This is a genomic window from Labrenzia sp. THAF187b, from assembly GCF_009363375.1.
GTDB classification, from domain to species: Bacteria; Pseudomonadota; Alphaproteobacteria; order Rhizobiales; family Stappiaceae; genus Roseibium; species Roseibium algicola.
Genome location: NZ_CP045344.1, coordinates 92,197 through 106,215 on the forward strand (window position 1 = coordinate 92,197; position 14,019 = coordinate 106,215).

The following is a 14,019-nucleotide window of genomic DNA, read 5'->3' on the forward strand; positions in this document are numbered from 1 at the left end:
GCAGATTGCTCACTCGCGGCGCAATGGCCGTGTGATTGGGTTACCCTCAGTGTGAAGGATGAATGGCGTCGTTCAGATACATGCAGGTCAGAACGGTGAAGACGTATGCCTGCAGGAACGCGACCAGGAATTCCAGAGCCGTCAGGGCAACCGTCATTCCGAGAGGGAGAATGGATCCGAAGATACCGACCGCACCCATCGCGCTAAGGCTGACGATGAATCCGGAGAACACTTTCAGCGTGATGTGACCGGCGAGCATGTTCGCGAAAAGACGAACGGACAGGCTGATCGGGCGCGAAAGGAACGAGATCACCTCGATCAGCGTCACGAGCGGGATCAGTGCACCGGGCACGCCGCTGGGGACGAAGAGCTTGAGGAACTTCATGCCGTTTTTCATGAAGCCGTAGATGATCACGGTAAGGATCACCAGCATCGCCAGGGCGAAGGTCACGATGATGTGGCTGGTGATGGTAAAGAAGTACGGGAACATCCCGAACAGATTGGCAACCAGAACGAACATGAAGAGCGAGAACACGAGAGGGAAGAAACGCATCCCTTCCGTTCCTGCTGAACTTCGCAATGTTCCGGCAACAAACTCATACGCCATTTCCGAAATCGACTGCAGGCGGGTCGGAACGAGTCCGCGGCCGCTTGTCGAGAAAATCAGGAATGCAGACGTCGCCGCCACGGTCAAAACCATGAACAACGAAGAGTTGGTAAAAGAGAAATCCATGCCCCCGACTTCAATCGGGAATAGCGTCTGGATATGGAACTGATGGATCGGATCGTTCGCCACCGGCCAGCCTTCTTCGTTCGTTCATATCAATGCGCCAGAAGGCGCGACAAATTCTATTTCGATCTGTCGTTCTGAACGTCTTTTTCGCGCTGGACCTTGGCATCCGGCTGCTCGACGACACCGGCCGCGCGCAGAACGTTCAAGACCCCGGCTACGAAACCCAGCAACAGAAAGACAATCAGCCCGAAAGGCGACGTCCCAAGCCACTGGTCGGCAACCCAACCAATCCCGGCCCCCACCAGCACGCCGGCGATAAACTCCGAAGAGAGTTTCATTGCCTGCGCGTATCCGGATGAGCTGCTTTGCGACTTCCGAGCGGTCTTTTCTTCAACCACCCTTATGTCATCAAGCTTCCGGTTCAATTGAGCCCGCCGTTCCGACAGACCTGCTTCCGGGGAACCAACCGCCCGATCCTTGTTATCGCCGTTTTGCGAAGACATGTTCTTAAGTCCTCAGCTTGCGCCGACATGCTTGATCCGACAACTGGGGAGCCCCCTAAGCCGCGCGCACCATAGTCGGCACCTCATGCCGTGTCAAGAAGCCTGCACTAAACTCTATCCATTTGAAAAATATAGATCTTTTCTGTTTCCACAGAATCAGCCAGACCTAAGTTGCATAAGGTTTTCGCGGCAGTGCCGCACCAGACGCAATCTTAGCCAGTTTCGCGGAATCGCTCTGCCGTCTCCAGATCGACCGAAACAAGCTGGGAAACCCCGCGCTCGGCCATCGTCACGCCGAAGAGACGGTTCATGCGCGCCATGGTGATCGGATTGTGCGTGATCACCACAAATCTGGTTTCCGTGCTCTTGGCCATCTCGTCCAGGAGATCGCAGTAACGCTCTACGTTCGCGTCATCCAGCGGTGCATCGACCTCGTCGAGCACGCAGATCGGCGCAGGGTTGGTCAGGAACACCGCGAAAATCAGGGACATGGCCGTGAGCGCCTGCTCACCACCCGACAGCAGCGTCATGGTCTGTGGCTTCTTGCCGGGAGGGCGCGCAATGATTTCCAGCCCCGCATCCAGCGGATCATCTGAATCGACCAGCTGGAGCTCCGCCGTGCCGCCGCCGAAAAGATGAGTGAACAAGCGCTGGAAATGACCGTTGACGATCTCGAAGGAGGCGAGCAGACGTTCGCGCGCCTCGCGATTGAGATTCGAAATCCCTGTTCGCAGACGACGAATCGCCTCGATCAGGTCATCACGCTCCGAGGTCAGCGTGGTCTTCTGATCGTCGATTTCGCGCAGCTCTTCTTCCGCGCGCAGGTTGACGCCGCCAAGCCGTTCGCGCTCCGCCTTCAGCCGTTCCAGCTTGCGCTCCATGGAATCGGGATCCGGCAGCGGTGCGCCGTCCTTGAGACCCGCGATTTCCGGCAATGCCGTTACCGCAACCTCCAGGTCCTCGTCGATCCGCCGCTCCAGGTTCTGCTTGCGGTCGCGGGCGGCTTCCAGCCGTTCCTCGGCGCGAATCTTCTCTTCTCGTGCGCCCGCCATTGCTTCCATCGCGGCCTTGGCTGCACGGTCGACGTCGGCAAGATCCAATTCCGCCTGCTGAAGCTGATCGTCGCGCGCCTTCTTTTCCTCTTCTGCCTTGGCAATGGCGGAAAACACGTCGCGGCGCTTGATCTCGATGTCTTCGGGCGCCTCGATCAGCTCGGCCCGCTCTTCTTCCGCTTCTTCACGCCGTTCCTGCAATATTGAAATCTGCTGGGCGGCATTGGCAGCACGGGTCTTCCAGCCGTCATATTCCCGGGCGATGGCTTCAAGCCGCCTGTCGCGCATCTGCTGTTCGCGGGCAAGACCCTCGGCAACGGCCCTTGCCTCGGCCAGGGCGCCGCGCGCGGCCGCGACCTGCCCCTGCAATTCTTCGATACGATCGCGATAGCTGGTTCCGTCTGGCGCTTCTTCCAGGCGTTCTTCGGCCTCTGCCAGCTGTTCACGTGCCAGCTCGGCCTCTTCACCAAGACGCTGTGCCCGGTCCTGCGCAGCTTCCAGCTTGGCGGCGAACTGAGAAACGGCCCTTTCCGCCGCAGCCAGGGCTTCGCGCGCCGCGGCTGCCTGACGCTGGCCGTCACGAACCTTGCCCCTGGCCATCTGTTCAAGTTCGACGGACTGCCGAACCCTTGTAGCGGCACCTTCCAGTGCCTGCTGACGATCCTCAAGCTCGCGCCGGGCCTGCTCGATTTCATCTCCGAGTTCAGCAAGGCGGTTCTTCTGCGCCAGGCGCTGTGCCGCCGGTGTCGGCGCATTGGCCGCGATTACGAAGCCATCCCAGCGCCACAGGTCGCCTTCCACGGAAACCAGACATTGCCCCGGTTTCAGGGTCGTGCGCAGGCCTGGCCCGTCGGTCTGGTTGACAAGGCCGATCTGGCGCAGGCGGCGGCTCAGCTCGAAAGGGGCTTCAACCACCTCGGCCAGACTGCGGGTTCCTGCCGGCAAGGCCGGATCGCCATCATGAGAGAGGACACCCCCCCAGCGAACAGCAGCAGCTTCTTCAAGTGAGGCATCAAGGTCTTCACCAAGTGCCGCCCCCAGAGCCGTTTCAAAGCCCTGCTCCACCTGGATCTGCTCGACAACCGGCGTGTGATCCTGTTCGGAGTGAACATTCAGCACCTGCTCCAGCGTCCTTGCCTCTGTCTCGAGGCCCTGCAGCATCTGGCGGGCATCACCAACGGGTCCACGTGCGGACTGTTCCTGTTCGCGCGCTTCGCGGGTCGCGGTTTCGGCTTCTTCCGCGGCAGCTTCCGCCTCCAGAAGAGCTTCCTCGGCCATCTCCAGCGCTTCCCGGTTCTCGGAAACGCCGTCCTGTTCGGCCATGCGTTCGTTGATTTCCTGCAGAGCCTTTTGAGCGTCCTGCGCCTGGGCTAACAACCGGTCCGAGCGCTGGCGGCTTTCCGCGACTGCCCGCTCCAACTGGCGGCGTTCGGCGGTTGCACGCGCTTCGGCAGCGGTCAGGTCGGACAACTGGTTCTCCAGCTTTCCCACGGTCTCTTCGGCCTCGGCCACCTTTTCACGAGCGCTTTCGGTGCGCTCCTGCACCATCTCGTTTTCTTCCAGAAGCTCTGCGCGTTCTTCCGACAAGCGCTCCAGAACCTCGTCGTTCTCGGACACCATGGACTGTTCGCGCCGGATATCTTCCGCCAGCTGCACCAGGCGGCGCTCCAGATCCTGAAGCTTTTCCTTTACCCGCCGTTCTTCCGCGTCCAGTTCGTTGCGGGCGATCACCAGCCGCTGCAATGTGGCGCCCGCCTTGGCCGCATCCTCGCGCAGTTCGGGCAGCTTGTGGGCGGCGATAGCCTGGATGCGGGCGCTTTCCGCCTGCAGACCGGTGGCTTCGTTCACCTGCTTCTGGGCTTCGGCAAAATGGCTTTCGGCCGTTCCCAGTGCATCGCGCGCCTCGGTCCAGCGGATGTAGAGGATCGAGGCTTCGGCCCCGCGGATTTCAGACGACAGGTTACGATAGCGCGAGGCCTGGCGAGATTGGCGGCGCAGATTGTCGAGCTGGCTGTCGATCTGAACGAGGACATCCTCCAGCCGCTCCAGGTTCTGCTCTGCGGCGCGAAGGCGAATTTCCGCCTCATGCCGGCGCGAATGCAGACCGGAGATACCGGCGGCTTCTTCCAGGATCTGCCTGCGGGAGGTCGGTTTGGCGGCAATCAGCTCGCCAATCTGCCCCTGGCGCACCATGGCAGGTGACCTGGCACCTGTGGATGCGTCGGCGAACAGAAGCTGCACGTCACGTGCACGCACATCCTTGGCGTTGATCTTGTAGTTGGAGCCCTGCTCGCGCTCGATACGGCGGCTGACTTCAAGCGCATCGGCATCATTGAAGGCGGCAGGCGCCGTACGGTCCTGGTTTTCCAGGTAGAGCGTCACTTCCGCGGTGTTGCGCGCCGGGCGGTTCAGGCTGCCGGAAAAGATGACGTCGTCCATGCCGGACGCACGCATGTTCTTGTAGGAGTTTTCGCCCATCACCCAGCGAAGGGCCTCGACAAGATTGGACTTGCCGCAGCCATTCGGCCCGACCACACCGGTCAGGCCGTTGCCGATGATGAACTCCATCGGTTCGACGAAGGATTTGAAACCGACAATGCGGAGCTTGGAAAATTTCATTGGCGCCCGTGCCTCCTGGACACGGACACCTGAAGATCACGGGATTGATCGGCGCATACCGAACAGACCGGCGGACAGACCGCCAGTCTAGAGGTTTGCGTCAATAAGTTTGCCCATCTCTTCAATCGAAAGCGCCCCCGAGTGCTTTTCGCCATTGATGAAGAACGTCGGGGTGGAGTTCACGCCAAACTCGTTTGCACCGCGGTTTTTCACCGCATCGATGGCGTCGAGCAGACCCTGGTTCCCCAAGCATTCCTCAAAGGACTCTTTTGTAAAACCTATCTGCTTGGAAAAGTCGAGCATGGATTGGTACGGATTGTCGGTAAACGCCCAGGTCCGCTGTTGTTCGAACATGATGTCCACAATCTCGAAATACTTGTCCGCAGGAGCGCAGCGGGCGAGCATGAATGCGCCGGCCGCAACCGGATCCAGCGGGAACTCGCGGAAAATGAAGCGAACCTTGCCGGTATCAATGTAGTCGGCCTTCAGGGCCGGATAGGTACGCTCATGGAAATTGGCGCAATGTCCGCAGGTCATGGATGCGTATTCCACAATCGTGACCGGCGCGTTTTCGTCGCCAAGGATCTTGTCGCCCAGCGGGCCGGGTTTGACCAGCTCGTCCTGGTCGACTGCCTGCGCAAGAGCCAAGCTCGAACCGGCAAGGCAGAATGCGGCCGTCGCCAGGGCAGTGGTTTTGAGAAACTGTCTACGGGTCTGGGTCACGAAGATCGTCCTGTCACATTAATCAAGCGCTGCACCGGCCGGTGCGTGGATCGAAGCACATCCTGTCGGATATCCTGGCCGATCGGTTTAATTGATACCGGGCCACCCTATTTGCGTTCAGCTGAATGCAGGATGAACCAGCTTGCCGCTTTCTGTGCCCTCTCGGGCAGGCGGCGTCAACAAAGCTTATCAAATGTGGCAGGAGCGAGGACGGTCAAAGGCTATCGAATACTGGCAGCCACCCTTGACCCATCGACACCAACACAAGGGAAATCCTGAGTTCTTCGATATCATGCCAAAGTTGGCGGCACGTTTGCCAATGCCGGTTTCACAGAGTTGTTATTGGAAGAAGTAACGTGGGCCGTCAGGCCGCATCTTCTGCGCTGCGGGCAATAACCTGGGCGCCAAGCTTCCTGAGCGCCTGCCGCAGGCGGTCGTTCTCCACCCCCTCCAGCCGCGCTTCGAGCTGCTGTTCCTCGGTTTGCGTCAAGTCGCGCAAGGGCTTCTTGCGCACGGGCTGCTTCACCAGAACCGGCTTCTGCAAGATCTTGATGCGACCGATGGCCCGCCAGCCATAGAAGGTATTGATACGCTCGATCACCTGGGCACTGTCATGAGACAGCATCAAGGCTGTCGCCCCGTCGGTGTGCACCACCAGCGTCGCCGGTTCCGGCGGGTTTTCCGGATCGCCGCGTTCAGGCTGCCGCGGCCAGATCAGCCTGTCCGGCTGCACGCGCGTGCCGTAACGCTCACCGACAATATCGGCCCAGGAGGCAATGATATCGACGGACGCAAATCCACGCTTCCGGCAAACAGGCGTCATCGCCTTGCCGACAAGATCGGCCAGCGATTTCACCCCCTTCGAGGCGTGCACGGGATTTGCCTTTGTAGCGCTAATAGCCTACCTCCTCATCCAGATGTAAGGTGCGGCGATTTGCCGGCCATTTTCCGGATTGGGGTGTTGTGTCTCAATAGAATACGACAAAATGACGACGAATACTTTCCCCAACCTCACCGCACTGCCTTTATCAGCCAAGTTGTCCCCAGGCTATCCAAGGCTTGCTGCTTCATATCAACACCACTTGTTCTGCTGATCTCATGGCGTCTGCTTCCCCTTCCCGACTGCTTCTCGACTGGTACGACCGTCATGCCCGGCGCTTGCCCTGGCGGGTTTCCCCGGAAGACCGCCTACTGGGCGAAGTCCCCGATCCCTACCGGATCTGGCTGTCCGAAGTCATGCTTCAGCAAACGACCGTTGCCGCCGTCAAAGACTATTTCGCGAAGTTTACGCGAAGCTGGCCAACCGTAACCGATCTTGCCGCCGCGGCTGAAGAAGACGTCATGAAAGCCTGGGCGGGCCTTGGCTATTACTCGCGGGCGCGCAATTTGAAAAAATGTGCCGAAACCGTTGCCCGCGATCACAACGGCCGCTTTCCGGAAGACGAAGACGCATTGCTGAAGCTGCCGGGCATCGGCCCCTATACAGCTGCCGCCATCGCAACCATCGCGTTTGACCGGCACGCGGCAGTGGTCGACGGCAACGTGGAGCGGGTGCTGACACGACTTTTCCAGATCGAAACACCGCTTCCGGACGCCAAACCCGAAATAAAGGCGAAAATGGCTGGCCTGACACCGGACCAACGGCCCGGTGACTTCGCGCAGGCGGTCATGGACCTTGGCGCGACCATCTGTACGCCCAGACGTCCGGCCTGCGCGCTCTGCCCGTGGCGATCTATCTGCAAGGTGCAATCCTCAAGCCTTGCCGAAACACTGCCGCGCAAAGCACCCAAGAAGGAAAAACCCACCCGTTTTGGTGCTGCTTTCGTGGCTGTCGATGCGGCGACGGGGGCCGTGCTGTTGCGCCGCCGCCCACCAAGAGGCCTGCTTGGCGGGATGAGCGAAGTGCCGGGGACCGAATGGGCAGAGGATTTCTGCTCTGAAGCGGCTCCAGACTTCGCACCGTTTCACGCGGATTGGCAGCAGCGACCGGTGGAAGTGAAACACACCTTCACCCATTTCCATTTGCGGCTCACGGTCTATCGCGCCGACCTTACGGCAGACACCACTCCACTGCTTGACGGTGCCTGGTGGTCGGCCCCGGAAGTCATTGAAACCGAAGCCCTTCCCACGGTTATGAAGAAGGCTCTTGCCGCTGCGTTCGAAAGCCCCCGGAAATAGTTCTTTCCCGGCTCAAGAAAACAGTTGCAGTTTGTCCGGTTTGGATGTTGAACAGCGCACCCATTCCTTGGATCTGAGCCTCGATGTTCACCTATTCCTATGACGCACTCTTCTCTCAAGAGGACTGCGATGAAATCATCCGCCTGAGCCGGGCCGAAGCTCAGGATACGGGCGGCCTCGTCGGGGGCAAGCAGCAGGGTGACATCCGCCGGGCCAGAATCAGCTGGCTTGATGACGAAGGCGAAGCGGGATGGGTTTTGAACCGCGTGATGACCGCCGTTGCAAAGGCCAACCGCGAGGCTTTCGATTTCGACATCACCGAGTTTCGGGAGAAACTGCAGGTCGCCATCTACGACGAAAGTGAAGAAGGCCATTACGACTGGCATTCCGATGTCGGCGAAGGCCCGATCGCGCAATTCCGCAAGGCAACCATCGTCACCCAGCTTTCCCCTTCACAGGACTATGAAGGTGGCGCGCTGGAAATCAGCCTTGGACACAAGGTGATGGCCGCATCGCGTGAACAGGGCTGTGCAACGCTGTTTGCCAGTTTCATGCTGCACAGGGTGGTACCCGTGACCAAGGGCACTCGCTACTCGCTGACCTGCTGGAGCCACGGCCCCCGCTTTCGGTGAGGTCTGAGTGAGGCCAGGTGTCTACGGCTCCGAACCTTGCTCTCCGCTCCCGGAAAAACGTCAAAGCGCATGTGATCGGTTTCAATTCGCTGTTTCGGGGTGTAACCAGTGGAAGTTACACTTCTGTGCACAATGGACCCTTGCGCCTGCCGTGAATTACTCTAGAATAATTCTAAACAAAGATCGGTTTGCAATAAGGAGGCTCTGCCGTGAAAGGGAATGAAAAAGTCATTGAGTGCCTGAACGAAGCTCTGTTTCTGGAGCTCGGCGCCATCAACCAGTACTGGCTTCACTACCGCCTCCTGAGCGACTGGGGCTTTGCGCGCCTTGCCAAGAAGGAACGTGAAGAATCCATCGAGGAAATGCAGCACGCCGACAAGCTGGTCGACCGCATCATCTTCCTGGAAGGCCATCCGAACATGCAGAAGGTCGCACCGCTGCGCATCGGCCAGAACATCAAGGAAGTGCTGGAATCAGACCTTGCCGGCGAATATGACGCCCGCACGGCCTATGCCAAGTCCCGCGATGTCTGCCGCGAAGAAGGCGACTATGTTTCCATGCAGCTTTTCGAAGAGCTGCTGTCCGACGAGGAAGGCCATATCGACTTCCTGGAAACCCAGATCGACCTTCTGGAGAAGATCGGCGTCGAGCGCTACGGCATGCTGAATGCCGCACCAGCCGACGAAGCCGAGTAGTCGCAAGCGGCCATATCATTGGTTATGTTGAAGCCGGTGCAGGTCTGCACCGGCTTTTTCATTGCAATTGGAGGTGCGAAACCATGAGGGAAATCCGGATCGGGCTGATCGGAACAGGCTATATGGGCAAGGCCCATGCGGTTGCCCTGAAATCAGTGGCGTCGGTTTTCGACACAGGCCTGCGCCCGATTTGCGAGACGATCTGTGCAACGACGCTGGAAGGCGCCCGGGAAAAGGCACGTGCTTTCGGGTTCAACCGGGCGACGGACGACTGGCGCACTGTCGTTGCCGATCCGGCGATCGATGCGGTTGTGATTGCCTCACCCCAGTCGACCCACATGGATATCGCCATTGCCGCCTTTGAAAACGGCAAGGCTGTCTTTTGCGAAAAGCCGCTTGCCAGCCACGCCGAAGATTGCCGCAGGATGATGGCGGCGGCAGAAGCCTCCGGCCTGCCGAACATGACCGGCTTCAATTACATTCGCACCCCTGCAAGCCAATTTGCCCATGACCTTGTCCAGTCAGGCCGGATTGGTCAGATCCACTATATTCGCGCTGAACACACCGAGGATTTTCTGTCAGATCCGCAAACGCCGTCGCACTGGCGAACCAAGGACATAAGCAACGGCTGCATGGGCGATCTCGCCCCTCACATCATCAACGCCGCCCTGCGCCTTGCAGGGCCGATCTCCAGCGTTAGTGCGGATATCCAGACCGTCCATTCCGAACGCCCCGGCGCAAACGGGCCGGAGGCGGTCACCAATGACGATCAGGCCCATCTCATGTGCCGCTTTCAAAACGGTGCGATGGGACATCTCTTCATCAGCCGTGTCGCCACCGGCCGGAAGATGGGTTACGTCTACGAGATATACGGTGACAAAGGTTCGATCCGCTTCGACCAGGAAGACCAGAACGCGCTCTGGCTTTACCTTGCAGAAGGGCCGGAGGCGGAACGCGGCTTCCGCAAGATCCTGACCGGTCCGGCACATCCCGATTACCTGCCCTTCTGTCAGGGCCCCGGTCACGGAACCGGTTATCAGGACCAGATCATTATCGAGATGCGGGACTTCCTGAAGGCCATCGAAACCGGAGCACCTGTCTGGCCGACCTTCCGGGACGGGCTGGAGGTGCAACTGGTAACGGAAGCTGCCTGGAAGTCGTCGAAGACCGGTACTTGGGCGACGGTTTGACGGACGGGACGGCTGGGGGCGAGCGTTGTTCGCCAAGGTGTGCCCCAGGACAAGCGCAGCGCAGATCCGGGGCCTATTGGCAAATCAGCTTGCCAAAGCAGGACGTTCTGCCTGCCCCTTGCCGCGCCAGGTCATTTCTCTGGAAATGAGTAGGCCCCGGGTTTCGCTTTGCTCGCCCGGGGTGACACTCATCAATCGGGAAACTCCCTGCCCGCACAGGAAACTTTACTGGAACGCCGTCTCGGCAAAGCTGCGGAGCTTGCGGGAATGCAGGCGTTCTGCCGTCATGTCTCGCATCTTCTCCATTGCCCTGATGCCGATCTGGAGATGCTGGGCGACCTGGCGCTTGTAGAAGTCGGTCGCCATGCCCGGCAGTTTCAATTCGCCGTGGAGCGGCTTGTCCGAAATGCACAGCAGCGTGCCGTAAGGCACCCGGAAGCGGAAGCCGTTGGCCGCGATGGTTGCCGATTCCATATCGAGCGCGATGGCACGGGACTGGGAGAACCGCTTGACCAGTTCCGGCTGGTCCCAGAGTTCCCAGTTTCGGTTGTCGAGCGATACGACGGTTCCGGTGCGCATGACACGTTTCAGTTCATACCCATCGATACCGGTGATTTCTGCAACCGCGTCTTCCAGAGCCACCTGCACTTCGGCGAGCGGCGGGATCGGCACCCAGATCGGCAGGTCCTGGTCGAGCACATTGTCCTCTCGCACATACCCATGGGCCAGCACATAATCACCAAGCGTCTGGCTGTTCCTGAGGCCGGCGCAGTGTCCGAGCATCAGCCAGACATGCGGGCGTAGCACCGCGATATGATCCGTGATGGTTTTGGCGTTGGACGGCCCGACACCGATGTTGACCATGGTGATGCCGCTGCCGTCAGCCCGCTTCAGGTGATACGCTGGCATCTGAGGCAATTTTGTCAGTTCTTCGCCGTCCGGCTGTGTCTGTCCTGCCTCCAGCACCACGTTGCCGGGGGAAACAAACGACTCGTAACCACTGTCCGGCTGCAGCAGCAGCGCCTTGGACATGCGGCAGAACTCGTCGATGTAGAACTGGTAGTTCGTGAAAAGCACGTAGTTCTGGAAATGCTCGGCCTTTGTCGCGGTGTAATGCTGCAGACGGTGCAGGGAATAGTCGACGCGCGGCGCCGTGAAGGATGCAAGTGGCATCACACCGTCGGCCGGATCGTAGGTGCCGTTGGCGATGGAATCGTCCATCACCGTCAGGTCGGGAAGATCGAACATGTCAGCGAGGGGACGGTCGAGATTTGCTGCTGCAGCGCCGCCTTCCACATGGGTTCCGTCATAGAAAGCGAAGTGCAGCGGGATCGGCATGTCGCTGTCGCCGACCTGGATCGGCACGTCGTGGTTCTTCATCAGCAGCGAAAGTTGCGACACCAGATAGTTGCGGAACAGATCCGGGCGGGTAATCGTGGAGGCGTGGGTGCCAGGGCGGGAGACGAACCCATAAGACAGGCGGCTGTCGAGGCGGACGTGGCTGTCGGTCACGATACGGACCTGCGGATAGAACGCGCGCACGCGGCCGTCGATTTCCTTGCCATCCAGAAGGTCCTGAAAATGCTGGCGCAGAAAGGCAGTGTTGGATTCAAAAATTTCGATCAAACGGTCGACCGCCTTGTTGGCGTCGGTAAAGACCTCAAGCGGATGCGATGGTGCATGCCGGACCCTGCGGGCGGCTTGATGAAAAACGTTTTTGGTTGAGTTGGACATAAACCGTCTCCTTATTGTTGTTATGGGCTCACAGTCCCGCTAACGCTTGCCTTGGTCAATAGATCTAGCATCGGATTTTGAATTTTTTTTCGCAGAGAGAAAATTTCTGCACAAGCCCCTCAGCGAGGCATTTGAGCAGGCTTTCCCAAACCGTGGCAAGCGGCTAAAGTCCGGCTAACTTTTGACCAGGAGTTTCCCATGAAAAAAACCGTTCTGACCCTCGCGGTCGCCGTATCCTCCCTGATTGGCGCAGGCGTCTCCGCCCTTGCCGACAATCTGCCGGATCTCGGCGGCCGGGACATTGTCATCGCTTCGGAAAACACCTACCCGCCGCTGCAGTTCGTCGACCCCAAGTCAGGCGAGGCAATCGGCTGGGAGTATGACGCGGTTGCAGAAATCGCCAAGCGGCTGAACCTGAACGTCACCTTTCAGAACACCAGCTGGGATGCGATGATCCCTGCCATCTCCGCTGGCGAATACGACATGGCGATGAACGGCATCACCATTCGCGCCGACAGAGCCGAGCAGGTCGACTTTTCGGAGCCCTACATGCGGTCTGAAATGTTCATGCTGGTGCGCGCCGATGAAGACCGGTTTACCGATGCAAAGGGCTTTGCCGCCAACACGGACTTCCTGGCCGGTGCTCAACCGGGCACCACGCCCTTCTACGTCACTGTTTATGAGGTGCTGGATGGCGATGAAGCCAACCCGCGCATCAAGCTGTTCGAAACCTTTGGTGCCGCTGTCCAGGCGCTCAAGGCGGGCGACGTCGATCTGGTCCTCACAGACAGCACTGGCGGCCAGGGGTATGTCGCGACCAATCCGGACACATTCAAGCTGATCGGCGATCCGATGGGCTCGGAAGACTTCGGCTTCATTTTCCCGAAAGGCTCTGACCTGATCGAACCGATCAACGCGGCTGTCGCCAGCATGCGCACAGACGGCACGCTGGATGCCCTGAACAAAAAGTGGTTCTTCGACTATAAAGTCGCCCAGTAAGGCCATCCTCCGCCCCTGCGCGGCTGGACTTTCCACCTCATGGCCGGTATCCGGGCTTTTTGGCCCCGATGCCGGCCATTTTCGTTTGAACCGCCGTTAATAAAGCTGGAGCCGAGACCAACCCATGTTCCGCAACAAGACACCGTCCGGCGCCCCCAAGGAAGACTTTCCCTACTGGCTTCTTGCTGCCGTCGGCATTGCGGTTTTCCTGTTGTTCCAGATCGCCACTGACGACATCTATTCGCAGGTCATGTCGACGGTCTCGCGTGGTATCGGACTGACGGTCTTCGTGACCTTGGTCGCCTTCTTCTGCGCGTCCCTGATCGGGCTCCTGCTGGCGCTCGCCTCCCTGTCCGGATCAATCGTCTTGCGGCAGATAGCCCGGTTCTACGTCGAGATCGTGCGCGGCATGCCGATCATCGTGCTTCTGCTCTATATCGCCTTCGTCGCAACGCCGCTGTTCATTGCCGGGGTCAACGCCATTCTGGAACCTCTGGGCCTGGACCCGCTGCGCACTCGGGATTTCCCGCTGCTCTGGCGCGCCGTTCTCGCACTGACCATCGGCTATTCGGCCTTCATCGCCGAGGTCTTTCGGGCAGGCATCCAGGCGGTCGACAAGGGGCAGATCGAGGCAGCCGAAGCACTCGGCATGAACGGTTGGCTTCGCTTCCGCCTCATCATCTTCCCGCAGGCCCTGAAGACCATCCTGCCGCCCCTCGGCAATGATTTCGTCGCCCTGATCAAGGACAGCTCGCTGGTCTCGGTTCTGGGCGTCGCGGATATCACCCAGCTGGGCAAGGTCTACGCTGCCGGCTCCTTCCGGTACTTCGAGACCTACAATGTCGTCGCGCTGATCTACCTGATGATGACAATCACGCTTTCCCTGGCCCTGCGCAAATTTGAACGGACAAAGCAGATCCAGGAGCGCTAAGGTTTTCGCCTGACCCCGCCTTTCCTCCTC

12 protein-coding genes are annotated in these 14,019 nt (G+C 59.4%); 6 read left to right on the top strand and 6 right to left on the bottom strand.

The features are described 5' to 3' along the window. Positions 1-46: 46 nt before the first annotated feature. From FIV03_RS00445 to FIV03_RS00465, 5 genes are all read right to left on the bottom strand, one after another. Positions 47-796, bottom strand: a complete 750-nt coding sequence (locus FIV03_RS00445) for a F0F1 ATP synthase subunit A (protein WP_023001969.1) — start codon at positions 794-796, stop codon at positions 47-49. A gap of 53 nt (positions 797-849) precedes the next feature. Further along, positions 850-1,236: an AtpZ/AtpI family protein gene (locus tag FIV03_RS00450; protein ID WP_023001970.1), complete on the bottom strand. Its 387-nt coding sequence runs from the start codon at positions 1,234-1,236 to the stop codon at positions 850-852. Between the two features lie 212 nt (positions 1,237-1,448). Further along, positions 1,449-4,907 (bottom strand): chromosome segregation protein SMC, encoded by a 3,459-nt coding sequence (gene smc, locus FIV03_RS00455; protein WP_152508304.1) that lies wholly within the window; start codon positions 4,905-4,907, stop codon positions 1,449-1,451. 87 nt (positions 4,908-4,994) lie between these two features. Further along, entirely contained in the window at positions 4,995-5,630 is a 636-nt protein-coding gene (locus FIV03_RS00460) for a thioredoxin domain-containing protein (protein ID WP_023001972.1), read from the bottom strand. Positions 5,631-5,994: 364 nt separating this feature from the next. After that, positions 5,995-6,504: a DciA family protein gene (locus FIV03_RS00465; RefSeq protein WP_152508305.1), complete on the bottom strand. Its 510-nt coding sequence runs from the start codon at positions 6,502-6,504 to the stop codon at positions 5,995-5,997. A 224-nt stretch (positions 6,505-6,728) separates the two neighbouring features. Between FIV03_RS00465 and mutY the strand changes: the two genes are divergently transcribed. From mutY to FIV03_RS00485, 4 genes are all read left to right on the top strand, one after another. Further along, entirely contained in the window at positions 6,729-7,808 is a 1,080-nt protein-coding gene (mutY, locus tag FIV03_RS00470; RefSeq protein WP_152508306.1) for an A/G-specific adenine glycosylase, read from the top strand. 83 nt (positions 7,809-7,891) lie between these two features. Beyond that, positions 7,892-8,440 carry a 2OG-Fe(II) oxygenase gene (locus FIV03_RS00475; protein WP_152508307.1) on the top strand — a complete coding sequence of 183 codons (549 nt, stop codon included), beginning with the start codon at positions 7,892-7,894 and terminating at the stop codon, positions 8,438-8,440. 209 nt (positions 8,441-8,649) lie between these two features. After that, a complete protein-coding gene (gene bfr / locus FIV03_RS00480) occupies positions 8,650-9,135 on the top strand; it encodes a bacterioferritin (protein WP_023001976.1) in 486 nt (161 codons plus the stop codon). A gap of 83 nt (positions 9,136-9,218) precedes the next feature. Then, the gene (locus FIV03_RS00485) at positions 9,219-10,325 is read left to right on the top strand and encodes a Gfo/Idh/MocA family oxidoreductase (protein WP_152508308.1); all 1,107 of its coding nucleotides are present in this window, start codon (positions 9,219-9,221) and stop codon (positions 10,323-10,325) included. Between the two features lie 225 nt (positions 10,326-10,550). Here FIV03_RS00485 and FIV03_RS00490 read toward each other — a convergent pair whose 3' ends face one another. Further along, entirely contained in the window at positions 10,551-12,059 is a 1,509-nt protein-coding gene (locus tag FIV03_RS00490; protein WP_152508309.1) for an AMP nucleosidase, read from the bottom strand. Between the two features lie 198 nt (positions 12,060-12,257). Between FIV03_RS00490 and FIV03_RS00495 the strand changes: the two genes are divergently transcribed. Both FIV03_RS00495 and FIV03_RS00500 read left to right on the top strand, forming a co-directional pair. Beyond that, the gene (locus tag FIV03_RS00495; protein ID WP_173013735.1) at positions 12,258-13,058 is read left to right on the top strand and encodes a transporter substrate-binding domain-containing protein; all 801 of its coding nucleotides are present in this window, start codon (positions 12,258-12,260) and stop codon (positions 13,056-13,058) included. Between the two features lie 124 nt (positions 13,059-13,182). Further along, positions 13,183-13,989 (top strand): amino acid ABC transporter permease, encoded by an 807-nt coding sequence (locus tag FIV03_RS00500; protein WP_152508310.1) that lies wholly within the window; start codon positions 13,183-13,185, stop codon positions 13,987-13,989. Positions 13,990-14,019: the final 30 nt, after the last annotated feature.